18 protein-coding genes are annotated in these 20,310 nt (G+C 58.8%); 12 read left to right on the forward strand and 6 right to left on the reverse strand.

Translation table 11 applies throughout. The features are described 5' to 3' along the window. Positions 1-44: 44 nt before the first annotated feature. The 12 genes from ACR0FE_RS05015 (at position 45) to pdeM (ending at position 13,567) form a co-directional block, all read left to right on the forward strand. Entirely contained in the window at positions 45-1,451 is a 1,407-nt protein-coding gene (locus tag ACR0FE_RS05015) for a type II and III secretion system protein family protein (RefSeq protein ID WP_170678136.1), read from the forward strand. Positions 1,452-1,468: 17 nt separating this feature from the next. After that, positions 1,469-2,098, forward strand: a complete 630-nt coding sequence (locus ACR0FE_RS05020) for an OmpA family protein (protein WP_170678138.1) — start codon at positions 1,469-1,471, stop codon at positions 2,096-2,098. Positions 2,099-2,295: 197 nt separating this feature from the next. Then, positions 2,296-3,531 carry a CpaE/TadZ family protein gene (locus ACR0FE_RS05025; RefSeq protein WP_480911480.1) on the forward strand — a complete coding sequence of 412 codons (1,236 nt, stop codon included), beginning with the start codon at positions 2,296-2,298 and terminating at the stop codon, positions 3,529-3,531. Positions 3,532-3,555: 24 nt separating this feature from the next. Continuing rightward, complete coding sequence (locus tag ACR0FE_RS05030; protein ID WP_170613282.1) at positions 3,556-5,001, forward strand: TadA family conjugal transfer-associated ATPase; 1,446 nt, start codon at positions 3,556-3,558, stop codon at positions 4,999-5,001. A gap of 12 nt (positions 5,002-5,013) precedes the next feature. Continuing rightward, positions 5,014-5,982: a type II secretion system F family protein gene (locus ACR0FE_RS05035; protein WP_170613284.1), complete on the forward strand. Its 969-nt coding sequence runs from the start codon at positions 5,014-5,016 to the stop codon at positions 5,980-5,982. 10 nt (positions 5,983-5,992) lie between these two features. Next, complete coding sequence (locus ACR0FE_RS05040; protein WP_170816792.1) at positions 5,993-6,967, forward strand: type II secretion system F family protein; 975 nt, start codon at positions 5,993-5,995, stop codon at positions 6,965-6,967. Between the two features lie 7 nt (positions 6,968-6,974). After that, on the forward strand, positions 6,975-7,556 hold the full coding sequence (locus ACR0FE_RS05045; RefSeq protein ID WP_480911482.1) for a tetratricopeptide repeat protein: 582 nt from the start codon (positions 6,975-6,977) through the stop codon (positions 7,554-7,556). 30 nt (positions 7,557-7,586) lie between these two features. Next, the gene (locus ACR0FE_RS05050; RefSeq protein WP_170613290.1) at positions 7,587-8,438 is read left to right on the forward strand and encodes a tetratricopeptide repeat protein; all 852 of its coding nucleotides are present in this window, start codon (positions 7,587-7,589) and stop codon (positions 8,436-8,438) included. Positions 8,439-8,441: 3 nt separating this feature from the next. Further along, on the forward strand, positions 8,442-8,987 hold the full coding sequence (locus tag ACR0FE_RS05055) for a prepilin peptidase (RefSeq protein WP_170613776.1): 546 nt from the start codon (positions 8,442-8,444) through the stop codon (positions 8,985-8,987). Between the two features lie 117 nt (positions 8,988-9,104). Continuing rightward, positions 9,105-10,412 (forward strand): ATPase, encoded by a 1,308-nt coding sequence (locus ACR0FE_RS05060; RefSeq protein WP_170613292.1) that lies wholly within the window; start codon positions 9,105-9,107, stop codon positions 10,410-10,412. A gap of 40 nt (positions 10,413-10,452) precedes the next feature. Continuing rightward, a complete protein-coding gene (locus ACR0FE_RS05065; RefSeq protein WP_480911484.1) occupies positions 10,453-12,864 on the forward strand; it encodes a ligase-associated DNA damage response DEXH box helicase in 2,412 nt (803 codons plus the stop codon). A gap of 40 nt (positions 12,865-12,904) precedes the next feature. Further along, complete coding sequence (pdeM, locus tag ACR0FE_RS05070; RefSeq protein ID WP_170613296.1) at positions 12,905-13,567, forward strand: ligase-associated DNA damage response endonuclease PdeM; 663 nt, start codon at positions 12,905-12,907, stop codon at positions 13,565-13,567. A 1-nt stretch (position 13,568) separates the two neighbouring features. Here pdeM and ACR0FE_RS05075 read toward each other — a convergent pair whose 3' ends face one another. The 6 genes from ACR0FE_RS05075 to ftsH all read right to left on the reverse strand — a co-directional run bounded on the left by ACR0FE_RS05075 (position 13,569) and on the right by ftsH (position 20,282). Then, positions 13,569-14,315 (reverse strand): LytTR family DNA-binding domain-containing protein, encoded by a 747-nt coding sequence (locus tag ACR0FE_RS05075; protein ID WP_170613298.1) that lies wholly within the window; start codon positions 14,313-14,315, stop codon positions 13,569-13,571. Positions 14,316-14,543: 228 nt separating this feature from the next. Further along, positions 14,544-15,434 (reverse strand): bifunctional methylenetetrahydrofolate dehydrogenase/methenyltetrahydrofolate cyclohydrolase FolD, encoded by an 891-nt coding sequence (gene folD, locus ACR0FE_RS05080; protein WP_480911487.1) that lies wholly within the window; start codon positions 15,432-15,434, stop codon positions 14,544-14,546. 52 nt (positions 15,435-15,486) lie between these two features. Further along, positions 15,487-15,792: a chorismate mutase gene (locus tag ACR0FE_RS05085; RefSeq protein ID WP_480911488.1), complete on the reverse strand. Its 306-nt coding sequence runs from the start codon at positions 15,790-15,792 to the stop codon at positions 15,487-15,489. 57 nt (positions 15,793-15,849) lie between these two features. Further along, positions 15,850-17,526 carry a formate--tetrahydrofolate ligase gene (locus ACR0FE_RS05090; RefSeq protein ID WP_480911490.1) on the reverse strand — a complete coding sequence of 559 codons (1,677 nt, stop codon included), beginning with the start codon at positions 17,524-17,526 and terminating at the stop codon, positions 15,850-15,852. Between the two features lie 144 nt (positions 17,527-17,670). Then, positions 17,671-18,267: an MOSC domain-containing protein gene (locus tag ACR0FE_RS05095; RefSeq protein WP_480911492.1), complete on the reverse strand. Its 597-nt coding sequence runs from the start codon at positions 18,265-18,267 to the stop codon at positions 17,671-17,673. Positions 18,268-18,365: 98 nt separating this feature from the next. Next, positions 18,366-20,282, reverse strand: coding sequence for an ATP-dependent zinc metalloprotease FtsH (ftsH, locus tag ACR0FE_RS05100; protein ID WP_170613308.1), 1,917 nt, complete (start codon positions 20,280-20,282; stop codon positions 18,366-18,368). Positions 20,283-20,310: the final 28 nt, after the last annotated feature.

Here is a 20,310-nt window from a genome sequence, read left to right on the forward strand (position 1 = left end):
GGCGATAGACCCAAAAACGAGGCGTGATCGGAGAGGCAGGTCACATGACAATACGTTCCTGGATCAGCGCAACCCTGCTGGGGTTGGCGCTTGTTGTGAGCCCGGTAGGCGATGCCGCCTGGGCACAAAATATTCGCGTGGTTAAAAAAGGCACAGCGGAAACGCTGGATGTCCCTATGAATCGCGCAATTGTTGTTGAGAGTGAAGAGCCGTTCGCAGAACTGAGCATCGCCAACGCGGGTATCGCCGACATCTCGTCGCTTTCGGACCGCACGATCTATGTTCTTGGTAAGGCTCCTGGCATCACAACGCTGACGTTGTTCGATGGCGTCGGCAATCTGATCACGAACGTTCGCGTTCGTGTGGCACCGGATGTGACCGAATTCAAGGAAAGGCTGCGCCAGATCCTGCCCGATGAGCGGGTCGAGGTGCGTACGGCAAATGACGGCATCGTGCTGTCCGGCACCGTGTCCAGCTCGGCAAAGCTGGCCCGCGCGCTGGAACTGGCGGAGCGTTATGCCCCGGAACGCGTTTCGAACCTTATGAGCGTTGGCGGCGTGCAGCAGGTCATGCTGAAAGTCCGGTTTGCAGAGATGAACCGCTCGGTCGCCAAGAGCCTGTCAGCATCGCTGGGCTTCGGTGGCGGCGATGTGACCGGCGGTATCAACACGCTGAACAACTCGCTGGCATTGCAGAACGCACTGAGCAACAACATTCCCGCCGTGCAGTCCAACACAGGTGCGATCCTGTTTGGATTTGGCGCAGGTTCGACCCAGGTTCGCCTGTTGCTGGAGGCCCTTGAGGCCAAAGGCCTGGCCCGCAGCCTGGCTGAACCCAACCTGTCAGCACTGTCCGGGCAAGAAGCGACATTCCTGGCCGGCGGCGAAGTACCCATCCCGGTTCCGCAGGACGATGGTGTCGTTACCATTGAATACAAGGCCTTCGGTGTCGAAATAGACTTCATCCCACGTGTTGTCGACGGCGAGCTGATCAATCTGGAGATGGCCGCGTCTGTCTCGGCGATCGATAACAGCTCGAACTTCACGATCAATGGCGACAACGTTCCAAGCTTTATCACACGCCAGACCAGCACGACGGTTGAACTGCGCGACGGTGAGAGCTTTGCTATCGCCGGGCTGATCCAGGACAACTTTGCCGACCTGAACAACCAGATCCCGTGGCTTGGCGATGTGCCTGTCCTGGGTGCCCTGTTCCGGAGCGCCGAATACCAGCGCGAGCAAAGCGAACTGGTTATTATCATCACCGCACATCTTGTGTCGCCGACGCGGGGTGAAGCCCTGGCTCTGCCCACCGATCGGGTCAAACCGCCCAGCGAATTCGATCTGTTCGTGAATGGCAAGACCGCCCGGACAACACGTGCCGGTGCAGGCGCCGCAACAGAAGTGGCCAAACAGGGCTATGGCAGCTCTTACGGCTACGTCCTGGATTGATGAGGAGGATAGGACCCATGCAAAAGTGGATGATGACACTATGTCTGTCGGTCGCTGTCGCAGGCTGTACACGGGAAGCGGGCTACGAAATCGATTCGGGCGCTTTCGGCAACGCAACTCTCAACAATATCCAGGTGATGAATGGTGAGTTGTCCTATGCCCAGATCCTGGCTCAGCGGTTTGCGGCCGAGGTTCCAACCCAGATCAATTTTGCCTTCAACAGTTCGCAACTGGATGCTTCGGCACAGCGGATCCTGGCGCAGCAGGCGGATTGGATCAAGCAATTCCCTGAGGCTCGGTTCCGCGTGTACGGCCACACGGATGCTGTCGGCTCAACGGCCTATAACAAGGCTTTGGGTCAACGGCGCGCCAATGCTGCGGTTGCCTTCCTAATTCAGCAGGGCATCTCGCGATCGCGCCTAGAGGCCGTTGTGTCCTTTGGCAAAGCGCGCCCGCTGATCGACACGCCAAACCGGGATCGGCGCAACCGCCGTACCGTGACCGAGGTGTCGGGCTTCTTGGATCGCGATCCGCTGATTCTGGACGGCAAGTACGCCCAGGTCGTCTATCGCGAGTATGTTGCGAGCGCGACTTACGCAACACAACTGAGCAGCGCAACAAACCTTGGCGTTACATCCGAACAATAAACTGGTTTTGGGCGACATCGTCGCCCAATTCCCTACAATTTGTTCTTTTACGCCCAATTCTCGCCCAACTTCCAAGAGACGTTGTCAATAATTGGGTGACCTGCGGCCAGATTTGACCGCATCGGGGCGACAGCCAATCCGACCAGACCGCTTGTGTTTGTAAGATTTGCCAAGCCCTCACTACGAGGATTGTGTTAATGACAAGCGCCACGCCGCAAGACGAAAATAATGCCATTCTGGCCTGCACAATCAGCCGTGATGTCCAGAATTTCGATCTGTTGATCGAAGACATGGAAGTTGCGCTGGGTGAACGCTGGGGCGATCTTGGATTTGCTGAGGCACTGGCTTTTTTCAGCCAACCCGAGGCAGATTCTCTTGAATTTGTGGCACTTGCAATCGACGGGGAAGACGAAGACAACCTGACGCTGATGGGTGAAATCATCACCCGCGCCAAGGACAAGAAAATCAAAGTTGTTCTGATCGCCGAAGATGTCACACCTGCGTCGCTGCATCAGCTGCTGCGCAAAGGTGCCGATGAATTTGTCCCCTACCCGCTGCCCGAAGGCGAGTTGCAGGAAGCCATCGAGCGCATGAAACGGCCCGATCCGGTTGCCGCGCCCCACTCGGCGGCAGTTCCGCTGACCCAGGGCGAATCAAAAGAAGGCGCGCTGTTTGTGGTGCACGGCCTGGCCGGAGGCGTAGGCTCGACCACTCTGGCGGTCAATCTTGCCTGGGAACTGGCTACGGTTTCGGACAAAGAAGCACCGACCGTCTGCCTGATTGACCTGGATCTGCAATTTGGCACAGTTTCCACCTATCTGGACCTGCCGCGTCGCGAGACAGTGTTTGAAATGCTGTCGGACACGGCGTCCATGGACGACGATGTTTTTTCCCAGGCGCTGCAGACATATGAAGAAAAACTGCAGGTTCTGACCTCGCCTTCCGACATTGTGCCGCTGGACCTGATTACGCCGGAGGATATTCAGCGCGTCATCGACACCGCGCGCAAACATTTCGACTATGTGGTCGTGGATATGCCAAAAACGCTGGTGCACTGGTCCGAAACGGTGCTGGCGGCGGCGCATGTCTATTTTGCACTGATCGAGCTGGATATGCGGTCCGCCCAGAACGCGCTGCGCCTGAAGCGTGCCTTGCAGGCCGAGGAGCTGCCCTTCAACAAGCTGCGCTTTGCATTGAACCGGGCGCCAAAATTCACGGATCTGAACGGCAAGGGCCGGGTCAAGCGCATGGGCGAAAGCCTGGGAATCTCCATCGATCTGCAACTGCCCGAAGGTGGCAAACCTGTTCTGCAAGCCGGCGATCACGGCCTGCCGCTTGCAAAATCTGCCGCCAAGAACCCCCTGCGGCGGGAAATCGCCAAACTGGCCAAGTCGCTTCACAGTCTGGGCTCGAGCAACGCGGAAGCCGCGTAACAACTTCTCAAGGGGACAGCCGTCATGTTTTCGAGATACAAGAAGCAGCCTGATGCGCAGCCGGTCAAGACTGCGGCCAAAGCCCCAGAGGCCGCCCCGGCCGCGGCAAACGCTCCTGCCTCTGCCACAACGGCGGTTGTCCGCAAACCGGTGCAAAAAAAGGCCGCCGAGGCCTCATCTTCCGACCGTGACCGCAAGCGCAAGGAACGCTTGAGTGAAATCAAGATCGATCTGCATCGCGAATTGCTTGAAAACCTGAACCTCTCGGCGCTGGAATCAGCCGCCGAGGCTGAGCTTCGGGCTGAGATCAGCGCCATTGCCAGCGAAGTTCTCGAATCGCGCAACATCGTTCTGAACCGCGAAGACCGTTCGCAGCTCAACAAGGAACTTTATGACGAGGTCACAGGGCTTGGGCCTTTGGAGACCTTGCTGCAGGATGACACGGTCAACGATATTCTGGTGAACGGTCCGCAGCAGATCTTCGTAGAACGCGACGGCAAGCTGCAACTCAGCGACATCACCTTCAAGGACGAAAAGCACCTGATGCGGATCATCGACAAGATCGTGTCCGCCGTGGGTCGCCGGGTCGATGAATCCAACCCTTATGTTGACGCCCGTCTTGCTGACGGATCGCGTTTCAACGCCATGGTGCCGCCGATTGCGGTGGACGGATCTCTGGTATCCATTCGTAAGTTCAAAAAGGACAAGCTGGGCATCGATGATCTGGTCAATTTCGGTGCGTTCAGCGAAGAAATGGCTGCCTATCTTCAAGCTGCGGTGTCTACGCGCCTGAACGTTATCGTCTCGGGCGGTACTGGTTCCGGTAAAACGACCACCCTGAACGCCCTGTCCAGCTTCATTGACGACGCCGAACGCATCCTGACGATCGAAGATACAGCGGAACTTCAGCTGCAGCAGACCCATGTGGGCCGGATGGAAAGTCGTCCGCCCAACGTGGAAGGCAAAGGCGAAGTCAGCCCGCGCGACTGTCTCAAAAACGCCCTGCGGATGCGCCCCGACCGTATCATCGTGGGTGAGACGCGTGGTGCCGAGGTGATCGACATGTTGCAGGCCATGAACACTGGCCACGACGGGTCAATGACTACGATCCACGCCAACTCGGCCCGCGACGGGATCTCGCGTCTGGAAAACATGATCGCGATGGCCGGGATCGAGATGCCGATCAAGGCCGTGCGCAGCCAGATTGCCAGCGCTGTGAACCTGATCGTACAGGCCAGCCGCTTGCAGGACGGTTCGCGCCGCATGACATCGATCACCGAGATCACCGGGATGGAAGGCGATGTGATTTCCATGCAGGAAATCTTTCGTTTTCAACGTGTTGGCCTGACACCTGACAACAAGATTATCGGTCACTTCACCGCAACCGGCGTGCGCAGCCACTACTCCGAGCGCTTCCGCCTGTGGGGCTTTGACCTGCCCGCGTCCATTTACGACCCAACCACAATGTAGGAGATCAAGGATATGCAACTGCCTATGGAGGCATTGATCTATGTCGCGATCTTCGTGGGCGTTCTGGCCCTGGTCGAAGGTATCTACCTGGTCGCGTTCGGCAAATCCATCAGCCTTAACAGCCGGGTAAACCGCCGCCTCGACATGCTCGACAAAGGTGTCGGGCGTGAACAGGTTCTGGAACAGCTGCGCAAGGAAATGCAGCAGCATATGAAATCGCAGAGCATCCCGCTCTATTCCCTTCTGGCCGACAAGGCGCAGAAGGCGGCGATTGCGTTTTCGCCCCGGCAATTGATCATGATCATGTGCCTTGTATCCGGGGTCGCGTTCATGGGGCTTAGCATCGGCACAGCCACCGATACCGCCTTACGGGCGGCCATTTCCGTCGCAATCGGTGTTGGCAGCGTTTATGCGTGGGTGAACCAAAAGGCCAAGAAACGCATGGGCATGATCGAAGAACAATTGCCCGAAGCCGTGGAACTGATGGTTCGCTCGCTGCGTGTCGGCAACCCCTTCGTCTCAACGATTCAGGTTGTTGCTTCCGAGGTTCAGGACCCGCTGGGAACCGAGTTTGGCGTCATCGCCGATGAATGCGCCTATGGCCGCGACGTTGGCGAAGCCTTGAAAGACATGGCCGAACGTCTGGACATGCAGGATTTGCGGTTTTTGGCGGTTGCCGTGGGCATCCAGCAGCAATCCGGCGGTAACCTCGCAGAGATTCTGGCCGGTCTTGCACAGGTTATCCGTGCCCGATTCCGCCTGTTTCGCCGCGTCAAGGCGATCACGGCCGAGGCACAGTGGTCCGGTAAATTCCTGTCGGCCTTCCCGCTGGGCTGTCTGGCTTTCATACTGGTCAAGGATCCCGGTTATTATGACGGCGTTCTCGACCATCCCTGGTTCATTCCGATGTGTTTCTTTGTTGGCATCACGCTGACGCTGAACCTGATCGTCATGAAAATCATCACCAACATCAAGGTTTGAGGGCACGGCAATGGAATTCCTGACCCGCATCAATGACTTGCTGACCGAGCATCTGGGCGAGTTCGGACCACTGATCGTGGTCGGTGTTCTGGGGTTGTTCATGATCCTGGTCACTATCCCTCTGATGCTGAACCAGCCCGAGGATCCGCTCAAGAAGTTGCAGCGTTCGAATGCCGCGCCCAAGAAGGGAAAAAAGGCCAAGAAAGACCAGTTGCGGAACGCCGGACGGAACGAGCAGCTTGAAAAATTCGCGACCTTTCTGGAACCGAAAGATCAGGAAGAGCTGTCGGCAATGCAGCTCAAGCTGCGGCAGGCAGGGTACCAGACCAAGGATGCGGTGCGGTTTTTCCACTTTGCACAGTTCTCCCTTGGGATCATCGGCATCATTGTCGGCGTTCTGCTGGTAACGGTGTTCGCGGGAACGCAGGAATTCACCACCCAGCAAATTCTGGTGCGCGTGCTGGTGCCCGGCGGTGTCGGCTACATGATCCCCAAATACTGGATCACGCGCCGCATCGAAGAGCGGAAAGAGAAGATTACGCAAGCCTTTCCCGACACGCTCGACCTGATGCTGGTCTGTGTGGAGGCCGGTCAGTCCCTCGATCAGGCCATTGTTCGGGTGTCAAACGAAATGAAAGCCTCGTACCCCGACATTGCGCAGGAGTTCGAGATCGTCGCTTACGAGATGAAAGCGGGTAAGGACAAGGATACCGTCCTGCGTGACTTTGGCACCCGTTGTGGCGTGCAGGACGTCAACTCGTTCGTCACGGTGATGATCCAGTCGGCGACTTTTGGTACATCAATTGCAGAAGCCCTGCGGGTGTATGCGGGCGAGATGCGCGACAAGCGCGTCATGCGCGCGGAAGAGGCTGCGAACAAGCTGCCAACCAAAATGACGCTTGTCACAATGGGACTGACAGTTCCGCCTTTGCTGGTTATTCTTGTCGGGCCTTCGGCAAACGTTATTTCGACTTTCGGCCGGTAGTAACCTGATGAACCCATTTCGATGCTGCGCCCGGACCGGGCTCCGCCGCATCTTTCAGGTCACCCTGGTTTTCGCCATGGTGGCCTCTTGCACAGAGACCGATCGTTCCGGCGATCTGGAGGCTCCGGGCATTGACCGCGGGGGACAGGCCGAAGACGAAATTGAGGTTGGAAACCGCTTGATGGCCGCCGGCGAGTACGAACTGGCGCTCAAGTCCTTTACCCGCGCCGCTCTGGAACAGGGGATGACGCCGCAAATCCTGACATCGATGGGCACGGCAAATCTGGGCCTGAAGCGCCTTGGCCAAGCCGAAACCCTGCTGAGACGGGCCGTCAAGGATGATACCGATTGGCCGGTGGCCTGGAACAATCTGGGCGTTCTGCTGATGGAAACCGGGCAATATCCGGAAGCGGCTCAGGTGTTTCAGCGCGCTTATGCGCTGGACAATGGCGAAAGTGACGCAATCCGCGACAATCTGCGGTTAGCACTCGCAAAAATGGAAAATCCTGATAATAATACCTCACAAGAACAAGAATATACGCTGGAGCAGCAAGGCGACGGGCAATTTAAGCTTCGCAAGCTCCCGTAACCAGAGACAAGAGCAGTAAAGGACGCAAAAATGCGCCAACAATTCTTGATTCCGTCGATCGTCATATGCGGATTGATTGTATCGGCATGCGCCAAAGAGACCGAAGAAGAAAAGGTCGAGCGTACATTTCAGGAAGTAAACGTCATTGATGAAACCAATCTGAATGACGTGTTGCTGAGTGCGGCCGACCCGAACGAGGCGGTCACATATTTCCACAATGCGGCCACCAAGAACCCTGATCGCATCGACCTGCAGCGGGGTCTGGCGATATCCCTGTCACGCGCCAAACGCACAACCGAAGCTTCTACCGCGTGGAAGAAGGTTACAGGCATGAAAGGCTCGACCAACGCGGACAAGGTCGAGTATGCAGACGCTCTGGTTCGCGGCGGCAACTGGAAAGAGGCCGAGGCTGTGCTGGATTCGGTTCCACCCACATTTGAGACATTCAAGCGCTATCGTCTCGAGGCGTTGGTGGCGGATTCGCAGGAAAGCTGGAAGCGGGCGGATCATTTCTACGAAACCGCCGTGGGCCTGACGACGCGCCCGGGCAGTGTGATGAACAACTGGGGTTATTCCAAGCTGACACGCGGCCAGTATGCCGAGGCCGAACGCCTGTTTACTGAAGCGATCCGGCACGACAAATCCCTGTTCACCGCCAAGAACAACCTTGTCCTGGCCAGATCGGCCCAGAGAAACTACACCATGCCGGTTATTCCGATGACCCAAATCGAGCGCGCCCAGTTGCTGAATACGATGGGGATCTCGGCGGTCAAGCAAGGCGATGTGAACACGGCCAAGAACCTGTTCCGCGAGGCCATTGCCACCCACCCGCAACATTTCGACGAAGCCGTCCGTTCGCTGCGTGCGCTCGAGGAAGCCTGATTGATGCATATCCCTGCGGTTGCAGCTGCGTGGTTCCTGCCATTTGTGCTGCCAATCTGCTTTTACGTCGCTTTCACTGATATGCGTGAAATGCGGATCAAGAATCACGCGGTTCTGGCGCTGGCGATTGTTTATGTCGTCATCGGTCTGTTTGTCCTGCCGCCGTGGTCGCAGGAGTGGTTAAGCGGGAATATTGGCCCCCTATCCGTCACTTTGCCCCTCTATCTGTGGCAACTGCTGCATATTGTCATTGTTCTGCTTGTTGGCATCGTCCTGAACGCGGCAGGGGTCATGGGTGCGGGAGACGCCAAGTTCCTGGCTGCGGCCTCTCCTTTCGTCTGGTTTGCCGACGCTTTTATCCTGTTGGCCGTTCTGACAGCGACCCTTCTGGCCGCCGTGGCAACCCATCGTCTGGCCAAAAACACCCGTCTGCGCAGCATCGCACCGCATTGGGAAAGCTGGGACCGTGGCCGGCAATTTCCAATGGGTCTGGCCCTGGCAGGCGCTTTGGCCATGTATCTGATTTTGGGAACTGTTTACGGTTCGTGAACTATCATCAGCGCGCCTTGCCCCCGCCTTGGTCCTGCCACAAAGGCGGGCCAAATTTTCCGCAAGCGGCCCTTTCAGGGCCGGTTGACGTGAAACCGGGATAGACGAGCCACGCTCATGAATATGCAGACCACTTCCGTTATGGCCCCCCCTGCCCCAAAGGGGCTGGGTGAAATGCAGCTTCCGCTGGTGATGATGCGGGACATTTTGCTCAAGACGATCTTTCGCAAGAACGTCGACACCGTGTCCGAGATCGCCGCAGCCATCTGTCTTCCGGGTTCCGTTACGCAGGAACTGGTTGATATCACCCGCGATCAGAAACTGCTTGAGGCGACCGGCACCCTGAACGCCAACAGCGGCAACGAAATGGGGTACCAACTGACCGATGCGGGAAAGGCGCGTGCGCTGGACGCGTTGAGCCAGTCGGAGTATTTCGGCGCCATGCCAGTACCGCTGGACGTGTATCGCGAGCAGGTCAAGCGCCAGTCGATTCGCAACATTCAGGTTACGCGTGAACAACTGACCGGTGCGATGGGTCATCTGGTTCTGCCCGACAGCCTGCTTGACCATTTGGGCCCGGCGGTCAGCGCCGGCCGGTCGATCCTGATGTATGGCCCGCCGGGCAATGGTAAATCCTCGATCTCGAACGGTATCCGCGACGCGCTGGGGGACAATGTCTATGTGCCCTGGGCCATCGAATATGCCGGGCAGGTGATCACCGTCTATGACCCGATCGTCCATACCGCCATCGAACAGGAACCTGATGACCCCAACAGCCTGCGCCGCCGCAAACGGTTCGATTCGCGCTATGTTCAGTGCGAGCGCCCGACGGTTGTGACCGGGGGCGAACTGTCTCTCAGCATGCTTGATCTGGTCTACAACCCGACCGCGCGCACCTACCAGGCGCCGCTGCAGTTGAAATCGACAGGTGGCATCTTCATCGTCGACGACCTTGGCCGTCAGGCGGAACCACCTCAGGCGCTGGTCAACCGCTGGATCGTTCCGCTGGAAGAAAACAAGGACATCCTTGGCCTTCAATCGGGTGAAAAGTTCGAAGTTCCCTTTGACACGCTGGTCATCTTCTCGACCAACTTCCACCCGAACGAGATCTTTGACCAGGCCGCCCTGCGCCGTATCTTCTTCAAGATCAAGATCGACGGTCCGAACCAGGAAAACTTCCTGAAAATCTTCGCCATGGTTGCCCGCAAACGCGGCATGCCGCTGGACGAGGCCGCGCTGGTGCATCTGTTGAAGGTCAAATACCCCACGATCAACAACATCTATGCGAACTATCAGCCGATCTTCCTGATCGACCAGATGATCGCGATCTGCGAATTCGAAGGCATCCCCTATCAGATGAGCCCCGACCTGATCGACCGGGCCTGGGCAAACATGTTCGTCAAGGACGAGAAAATCGTCAAATAACGCCGTGCCAATCAGGCGCGAGGGCGGTTAATCTGCGCAAATGACGCAGATTCCCGCCCGGATCACCGACTGGTTTTCAGCCAAAGGCTGGTCCATCCACCCGCATCAGCAGGACATGTTCGACCGGGCACAAGACCCGGCGACATTGCTGATCGCACCCACAGGTGGCGGCAAGACCATGGCCGGCTTCCTGCCGACGCTGGCGGAACTGGCCGATGGCACGCACGAGGGCCTGCACACACTCTATGTCTCGCCGCTCAAGGCGCTGGCGGCGGATATCCGGCGCAATCTGCGCGGCCCGGCAGACGAAATCGGCCTGCCGATCCGGATCGAAGACCGGACCGGCGACACCTCAGCCACGCAAAAGAAACGCCAGCGCGTGGATCCGCCGCATATCCTGCTGACGACGCCCGAAAGTCTGGCGCTGCTGACCTCGTACGAGGACGCGCCGCGCATGTTCAAAGGCGTGCAGCGGGTGATCGTTGACGAGATCCACGCCCTTTCCGAAAGCAAACGCGGCGATCAGTTGATGCTGGCACTGGCGCGCCTGCAAAGCCTGTGCCCTGCCCTACGCCGCGTGGGCCTGTCAGCAACTGTCGAAGACCCCGATGCCATCGCCCGATTTCTTGCCCGCCATCCTGACACCTGCCGGATCATTCAGGCCGACCCCGGCCCTGACCCGGATATCTCGATGCTGGAAACAACCGAGATGCCACCATGGTCCGGCGGCGGCGCGGCCTATGCCATTCCGGCCGTGCTGGAGCAGGTCCGGCAACACAAGACGACACTGATCTTTCACAACACCCGCGCACAGGCCGAGATCTTTTTTCACAACCTGTGGCTCGCAAATGACGAGGGTCTGCCCATCGGCATTCATCATGGCAGTCTGGACCGGCAGCAACGCGAAAGGGTTGAAGCCGCAATGGTGCGCGGAGAGTTGCGCGCCATTGTCTGTACCGGCAGCCTGGATCTGGGCATCGACTGGGGTGATGTGGATCTGGTGATCCAGATCGGCGCGCCCAAGAACGTCAAGCGACTGGTGCAACGCATTGGTCGCGCCAATCATCGATACAACGCCCCCTCCAAGGCTTTGCTGGTGCCTGCCAACCGGTTCGAGGTTGTTGAATGCGTCGCAGCGCTTGAAGCCGTCCAGGCGCATGATCTGGATGGCGAACCGCGCGGGCGCGGCCCAAGGGACGTGTTGTGCCAGCACATTCTGATTGCCGCCGCCGCAGGGCCGTTCGATGCGGACGACCTTTATGCGGAAATGACGATGGCAGGGCCTTTTGCCCAACTGTCGCGTCCTGAGTTCGACGCCTGTCTGGAGTTCTGTGCCACTGGGGGATACGCCCTGCGCGCCTATGACCGCTGGCAACGACTGCAGCAGCGCCCCGATGGCCGTTGGCAACTGCGCGACCCGCGCGCGGCGCAGCGTATCCGTATGAATCTGGGCACGATTCAGGATACCGACACCCTGAAAGTGCGCCTGAAACGCAACCGGGGCGGCAAACCCCTGGGTGAGGTCGAAGAGGGCTTTGCCGCTTCGCTGACGCAGGGTGATACCTTTCTGATCGGCGGGCAAATCGTCCGCTATGAAGGCCTGCGCGAAATGGTTGTCGAGGTCAGTCGCCGCGCTGATCGCAAACCAAAGATCGCAACGTTTTCTGGTACGAAATTTGCCACTTCCACGCAGTTGAGCGACCGCATCCTGCGGATGTTTGCCCAGGACGACTGGCCGCAATTGCCGCCACACACCGCCGAGTGGCTGGCCCTGCAACGCAACATGTCCCGACTGCCCCAACGCGACAGGCTGCTGATCGAAAGCTTTCCCAATGACGGGCGCGAAAACCTGTGTGTCTACGGCTTCGCTGGACGAAACGCACAACAAACGCTGGGCCTGCTGCTGACCAAACGGATGGAGGAAACCGGGCTGGCACCATTGGGCTTTGTCGCCACCGACTATGCCACGCTGATCTGGGGACTGGATGCGGTGACCGATCCGCGCCCCCTGTTCGAACACAGAGCATTGCGGGCGGGGCTCGAGACATGGCTGGCGGGCAACGCGGTGATGAAGCGTACCTTTCGCGCCTCGGCGACAATCGCGGGGCTGATCGAACGGAACACCGGCGGCCAGCGCAAGAGCGGGCGGCAGGCAACGTTCTCGTCTGACATACTGTATGACACGCTGCTGAAATATGACCCGGACCACCTGTTGATGCAGATCACACGCGAAGAGGCCATGCGTGGTCTGGTAGATTTCGGACGGATCGAGGAAATGATTGCGCGCATCGGCGACCGCATCGATCTTCTTCGGCTGGACAGAGTTTCCCCCCTGGCCGCGCCGCTGTTTCTTGAGGTCGGCAAAGTGCCCGTCAAAGGGGCCGCCGAAGAACGGCTATTGGCCGAGGAAAGCGCGCGGCTTTTGCAGGCTGCGGGATTAGAGAGCGGTTAATCCGCTTGCCTTGGGTCGGGAAAAAGGCAAAGAACGGATCATGAACAGCCTGTTGTTTACCTTTGCCGGTCTATCCCTGCACGCTTTGGGGTCCGGGGCGTTGTGGTGGCCCGATCGGAAATTGCTGTGCGTGTCCGACCTGCATCTGGGCAAGTCCGAGCGGATGGCCCGGCGCGGCGGGGCCGCGCTGCCGCCCTATGACACACAGGACACGCTGACGCGGCTGGCGGCGGACCTGCACCACACCCGCGCCGAGACGGTCATTTGCCTGGGTGACAGCTTCGACGATCTGGACGCCGCACAGTCATTGATCCCGGACCATCAATTGCAGATCGTCACCCTGCAGGCCGGCCGGGACTGGATCTGGATCGAAGGCAACCACGATCCCGGACCTGTCGAACTGGGCGGAACGCATTTGTCCGAGTGCTCCTTTGGACCGTTGGTATTCCGCCACATCGCCGAACCGTCTGGCCGGGCCGAGGTTTCGGGCCACTACCACCCCAAGGCGAGCTTACGCGTGCGTGGCCGGTCCATCACCCGGCCGGCGTTCCTGCTGGATCAGGCGCGTTTGATAATGCCGGCCTACGGTACGTTTACGGGCGGTCTGCGCAGTACCGACGCGGCCTTGGCCGGCTTGATGGACAAACAGGCCAAAGCCATTCTGACCGGGCCACAGCCACAGATCATTCCCATGCCGCGCTAGTTCAGATCAGCCCGTCCTGTTCCAACATGGGTCTGTATTTTCGGCTGACCGGCACAAGGTCGCCGTTACGCAGCCGGACGAAAGTCTTTCCGTCGGTCCGTTCGGTGCTGACAATTGCATCATCAGTCACCCAATGGGATCGGTGTGTGCAATGACCGGGGATCGGCTCCATCTCGTCGATCGCATCCGTAAAACGCGATCGAATGGTAAACGTACCCTCGGAGGTGACGACATCCACATTGTGATCCCGAACCGTCAGACGATAGATCCGGCCCTGAAAACCCGCCGGAAGACGTCTGACCAGACGCGGCATCTGCTCTGGCACTCCGGTCGGCTTTGGATGTCCGGGTTCCGTCCGGCCGACCAGAATCAGGCCGGTCGAGAACAGCACCCCGTAAGGTAAGACCGCCAGCGCACCTGGGGCTTCCTGTCCGCCAATCGTGAACAGCAGCCAGGCCAAAAGCCACAATGCCGGTGTAAACAGGATCAGGATGACGGCAGAGAAGACAACGTCTCGGGCCGAAAGATAGTCCTGAGACAGATGTTCATAGATGAACTTTCTGGAAAGCCATGTCGCGGCGATTGCCAGTGCCATGACACCGGCCCAGAATGTCAATCGCATGCCGAACGGCAATGCGACGTCCAAAAAAGGTGGAAAAGTGTAAGCCAGCAGCGGAACGAAAACCAATCCAGCCACCACGCGTTGAAGGGTGCAAGCGGCTATGATCAGGTTCAGTTTTGACTTCATATTGTTCCGACGGGCAATCCGCTGAGGTCCGTTACAGTCACTTCGAGCGGCATGCATTTCGCATTTAACCAACTGGATTTAATAACTTATCACCGATTTGATCACATTCAAACCCGTTTATTCAAAATTAATGTTGTCTCTCAATAAGGAAACGGCCGGGAAGGTTTCCCCTGCCCGGCCGTTCCAAAGCATCGGTTGAGCGCTGAAATTGCGCGCAATCTTCCGCGATCAAGCGGTCAGGCCCTCGGGTTCAGGTAAACCGTTCGCGCGGCAGCACGCTGTCAGCGTGTTGGCCAGCAAGCAAGCGATGGTCATCGGGCCAACGCCGCCCGGAACCGGCGTGATCGCACCGGCGCGTTCGGCCGCACTGGCATAGTCGACGTCTCCGACCAGCTTGTTCTTGCCGTCGCGCTCGATCCGGTTGATGCCCACGTCGATGACGGTCGCCCCTTCCTTGATCCAGTCGCCCGGCACCATCTCGGGGCGGCCCACGGCGGCAACCACGATATCGGCGCGGCGCACGACGTCCGGCAGGTCCTTGGTGCGCGAATGCGCGATGGTCACGGTGCAGCTGTCACCCAGCAACAGTTGCGCCATCGGCTTGCCGACGATGTTCGACCGGCCGATCACAACAGCATCCATACCCGACAGTGACCCATGGTGGTCGCGCAGCATCATCAGGCAACCCAGCGGGGTGCAGGGCACCATCGACTTCTGACCGGTACCCAACAGGCCCACATTCGAGATATGGAACCCATCCACGTCCTTGGCCGGGTCGATCGAGTTGATCACCAGATCCTCGTTCAGATGCTTGGGCAGCGGAAGCTGAACTAGAACCCCGTGCACGGCGGGATCGTTGTTCAGCTTGTCGATCAACGCCAGCAGGTCTGCCTCCGAGGTCTCGGCATCCAGCTTGTGCTCGTACGAGTTCATGCCGACCTCGACGGTCATTTTGCCCTTTGAACGCACATAGACCTGACTGGCCGGATCCTCGCCCACCAGAACCACGGCCAGGCCGGGCGTGATGCCGTTTTCCTCTTTCAGCTTTGCAACCTGATCGGCCACCTGCGCGCGGACTTTGGCCGCAAAGGCCTTGCCGTCGATGACTTGAGCTACCATCCTTTGATCCCTTCTTTCAAAAGCGGATCGGGCGCCAGAAGCGCCCGGTCATTCAGTCAAGGCCGAGCACACTTTCTTCGCGTGCAATCGACCAATCAATCAAGATACGCCACAGATTTTCGGCAAGATCAGGGTCCATACCCAGTCTGTCCGAGCTCACACGTACCTTTTGCACCACATCTTCAACTCGATCAGGAATTCGGGCCGGAAGACCCTCGCCCGGTTTCAGCTCGGACGCGCGGTCAATGTAAGTTGCGCGCGTCACCAACATCTCAATCAGTTGGCGGTCCAGCTTGTCGATCTGAACTCGCAATTCCTGCATGGAAAGACAGTCTTGCGGCAGTGTCAGAGTGGGCATCGCAATCTCCTCATGGCCCGGGGATTCCCCGGACCACGAGATGTCTCATTCAGCGGCTTAGAACAAGCCCTCGATCTCACCTGCGTCATTGAGGCAGATGGTTTCCGCGGCGGGTTTGCGCGGCAGACCGGGCATGGTCATGATCTCACCACAGACAACCACGATGAAACCGGCACCAGCGGACAGGCGAACCTCGCGCACCGGAACCGAGTGGCCGGTGGGCGCGCCACGCAAGGACGGATCGGTCGAGAACGAATACTGGGTTTTCGCCATGCAGACCGGCAGGTTGCCATAACCGGCGGCTTCCCATTCCTTCAGCTGGTTGCGGATCTTGGAATCCGCCAACACCTCGTCAGCGCGGTAGATGCGCTTGGCGATGGTCTCGACTTTTTCGAACAGCGGCATGTCGTCCGGATAGATCGGCGAGAAGTTCGCAGTACCGGCATCGGCGATTTCCACAACCTTTTTGGCCAGATCCTCGGATCCCTCCGAGCCCAGTTCCCAGTGACGGGACAAAACCGCCTCAACCCCGTGCTCGGCGCAATAGTCCTTGACGGCCTGCACTTCGGCGTCGGTGTCGGTGACGAAGTGGTTGATCGCGACGACGACCGGCACACCGAAGGACTTCACGTTCTCGATATGGCGGCCCAGGTTGGCACAGCCCGACTTGACGGCATCAACATTCTCGGCACCCAGATCGGCCTTGGCAACGCCGCCGTTCATCTTCATCGCGCGCACGGTGGCAACCAGCACGACGGCAGACGGCGCAATGCCTGCCTTGCGGCATTTGATGTTCATGAACTTTTCGGCACCCAGATCGGCACCAAAGCCCGCTTCGGTCACGACATAGTCGGCGACTTTCAGAGCGGTCTTGGTGGCGATGACCGAGTTACAGCCATGCGCGATGTTCGCGAAAGGACCGCCGTGAACGAAGGCCGGGTTGTTTTCCAGCGTCTGCACCAGGTTCGGCTGCATGGCGTCCTTCAGCAGAACGGTCATTGCGCCTTCAGCCTTGATGTCGCGGCAGTAGACCGGCGTCTTGTCGCGACGGTAAGCGACGATGATGTCGCCCAGGCGCTTTTCCAAGTCCTTCAGATCGTTGGCCAGGCACAGGATCGCCATGACTTCAGACGCCACCGTGATGTCATAGCCTGCTTCACGCGGGAAACCGTTCGAGACACCGCCCAGCGAGCAGGTGATCTGACGCAGGGCACGGTCGTTCATGTCGACCACGCGGCGCCACACGACGCGGCGCATGTCGATGGCCTGCTCGTTGCCCCAGTAGATGTGGTTGTCGATCATGGCCGACAGCAGCGAGTGAGCCGAGGTGATGGCGTGGAAGTCACCGGTGAAGTGAAGGTTCATTTCCTCCATCGGAACAATCTGCGCGTAACCGCCACCTGCAGCGCCGCCCTTCATCCCGAAGTTCGGGCCCAGCGAGGCTTCGCGGATACAGATCATCGCATTCTTGCCGATGCGGTTCAGGCCGTCGCCCAGACCAACGGTGGTAGTGGTTTTGCCTTCACCTGCCGGGGTTGGGTTGATCGCGGTCACCAGGATCAGCTTGCCATCTTCACGGTCCTGCACCGAGTTGATGAAGTCCTGGCTGACCTTTGCTTTGTCGTGACCGTATGGCAGCAGGTCTGCGGACTCGATGCCGATTTTAGCGCCGATTTCCTGAATCGGCTTCTTGTTCGCTTCGCGGGCGATTTCGATGTCGGATTTGTAGCTCATTGGGCAGGGTCCCTGGTTGAATGCCGTGCAAAACCGACGCTGAGCGTCGGCGCTGCGCAATCCATACCGTCGTGTACAAATCAGATGGCTATGGATTCCGACATAATTGTGCCGCGAAACGGCGTCGGGGTGTTTACCGCGTTTCTAATCGGAAACGCCGGTACCGGAAGGTGCCCAGGCCCGCTGATCCGGCACGAACAGTTTCATGCTGTCACCCAGCTTCAATTGACCCGGACGTTCGACCCAGGCGGTCACGCCCCTGCGCCCCTGCGCCGCCGGTTTGAAGGCAGGGCCATGTCCCGGCAGGTCGGCTTCCACCTCGCGTCCCGGAATGATGCAGGGACGGTTTTCCATATCGATCGTTAGCGTCAGGCCATTTGCGGCCTGCAGACGGGAACTTGGCGGCACATGGGTGAAATCGGGAATTCCGCGCAACACCAGGCTGGCGCCCAGATAGGACGGGTCCAGCCGGGTCAGGCTCATCCCGGCGGCAATCTCGTCCAGTTCTTCGGCTGACAATACCGACAACTGCCGGACATTTCGAATTTCCGTTCCCTTTGGATACAGGTTTGTCATGCGAACGCAGGAGGCCCGGTTCACACCTTCGTGCCGCGCGCCGGGATCACCCGCGAAATCCAGATCCAGCCTCTCGACCGACTTGGCCCGAATGCTATTGCCGGCAGGAACGTGCCCCAGCCAGATAACTTCGGCGGTGTATTCGGTTTGGCGCAATACGGGCATGTCACCCCTTTCAGGCTGTGTGCGATAACGCGGCACAGAAACCCAGTTTCAGGTGATTGGAAAGAAAAAAGACCCGGGACATTGCCCGGGTCCGTTTGTTATGCCGAGGGTTCCGGCTCCATCCCGCCTTCGGGCGGAGACTTCTTGACCTTGGTTTTCGGGATCGCGGTGACACTGGGCGCGCTACCCTCGTCGGTGTTGTCGCCTTCGTCATCCCCCTCGCCGGGCGATTCGCCGTTCATGACGCGCTTTATCTCGTCACCTGTCAGCGTTTCGTATTCCAGCAAGCCCTGTGCCAGGCGTTCCCAGCTTTCACCGTTCTCGTGCAGGATTTCGAGCGCGCGCTCATAACCCTGCTGAATCAGGCGCTTCACCTCTTCCTCGATCAGTTCCTTGGTGTGGGCGGAAACCGAGAATCCGGCCGTGTTGCCTGAATACCCCTCATGCGCCTCGGCATAGTCGATATTGCCGACCTTGTCGGACATGCCCCAGCGCATCACCATGGCGCGCGCCAGCTGGCTGGCCTGCATGATGTCACCGGCCGGACCGTTCGACACATGGTCTTCACCGTATTTGATCACCTCGGCGGCTTTGCCCGCCATGGTCATGGCCAGCTTCTGCTCACACTCATCGCGGTGATAGTTCAGGCGGTCCATTTCCGGCAGCGAAACCACCATACCCAGCGCACCACCGCGCGGGATGATCGTCGCCTTGTAGACCGGATCGCACAGCGGCAGGGTCAGGCCGACCACGGCGTGACCGGCCTCGTGATAAGCGGTCTTTTCCTTCTGGTCCTGTGTCAGAACCATCGAGCGGCGCTCGGCCCCCATCATCACCTTGTCTTTCGCATTCTCGAAATCTTCCATGGTGACAAAGCGGCGGCCCACACGGGCGGCCATCAGTGCGGCCTCGTTCACGAGGTTCGCCAGATCAGCACCCGAGAAACCCGGCGTACCGCGTGCAATGATACGCAGGTCGACATCGGGGCCCAGAGGCGTCTTGCGGGCGTGGACACCCAGGATCTTCTCACGGCCTTTGATGTCCGGATTACCCACAGTGACCTGACGGTCGAAACGGCCCGGACGCAGCAGCGCGGGGTCCAGAACGTCTTTACGGTTGGTGGCCGCAAGAATGATCACGCCTTCGTTGGCCTCGAACCCGTCCATCTCGACCAGCAACTGGTTGAGGGTTTGTTCGCGTTCGTCGTTACCACCGCCATAACCGGCGCCACGATGGCGACCCACGGCGTCGATTTCGTCAATGAAGACGATACAGGGCGCGTTTTTCTTGGCCTGCTCGAACATGTCGCGCACACGGGACGCGCCGACACCCACGAACATTTCAACGAAGTCTGAACCCGAGATGGTGAAGAACGGCACGCCCGCCTCACCCGCAATCGCGCGGGCCAGCAGCGTTTTACCGGTTCCCGGAGGGCCAACCAGCAGCGCACCTTTCGGGATCTTGCCGCCAAGACGTGAGAATTTCTGCGGGTTGCGCAGAAACTCGACGATCTCTTCCAGTTCTTCCTTGGCTTCATCGATGCCCGCCACGTCGTCAAATGTCACGCGGCCATGCTTTTCTGTCAGCATCTTGGCCTTCGACTTGCCAAAGCCCATCGCGCCGCCCTTGCCGCCGCCCTGCATCCGGTTCATGAAATAGACCCAGACACCGATCAGCAGCAGGAAGGGCAGCAGTGTGATCAGGAACGACTGGAAACCCGACTGTTGCTGCTTTTCAGCGCGCACGGGGATGTTCTTGTCGATCAGCAGTTTGGTGACTTCGGCATCGCCGGGCTTGATCGTAACATAGCTGGCACCACTTTGGGTGGTATAGCGAATCTGCTCGCCGTCCAGTGTCACATTCTTGACTTCGCCGCCCTCAACTGCGCTGACAAAGTCGGAATAAGTTCTTTCGTTATTCTGAAGCGAACCGCCCGGTCCGCTGAACAGATTAAACAATGCCAGGATCAGCAGAAAAAGAACGACCCAGAAAGCGATATTACGAGCGTTGCCCAAGAAAAATCTCCCAACAGATTTCGGCAGG

Source organism: Ruegeria sp. K7 (assembly GCF_056531785.1).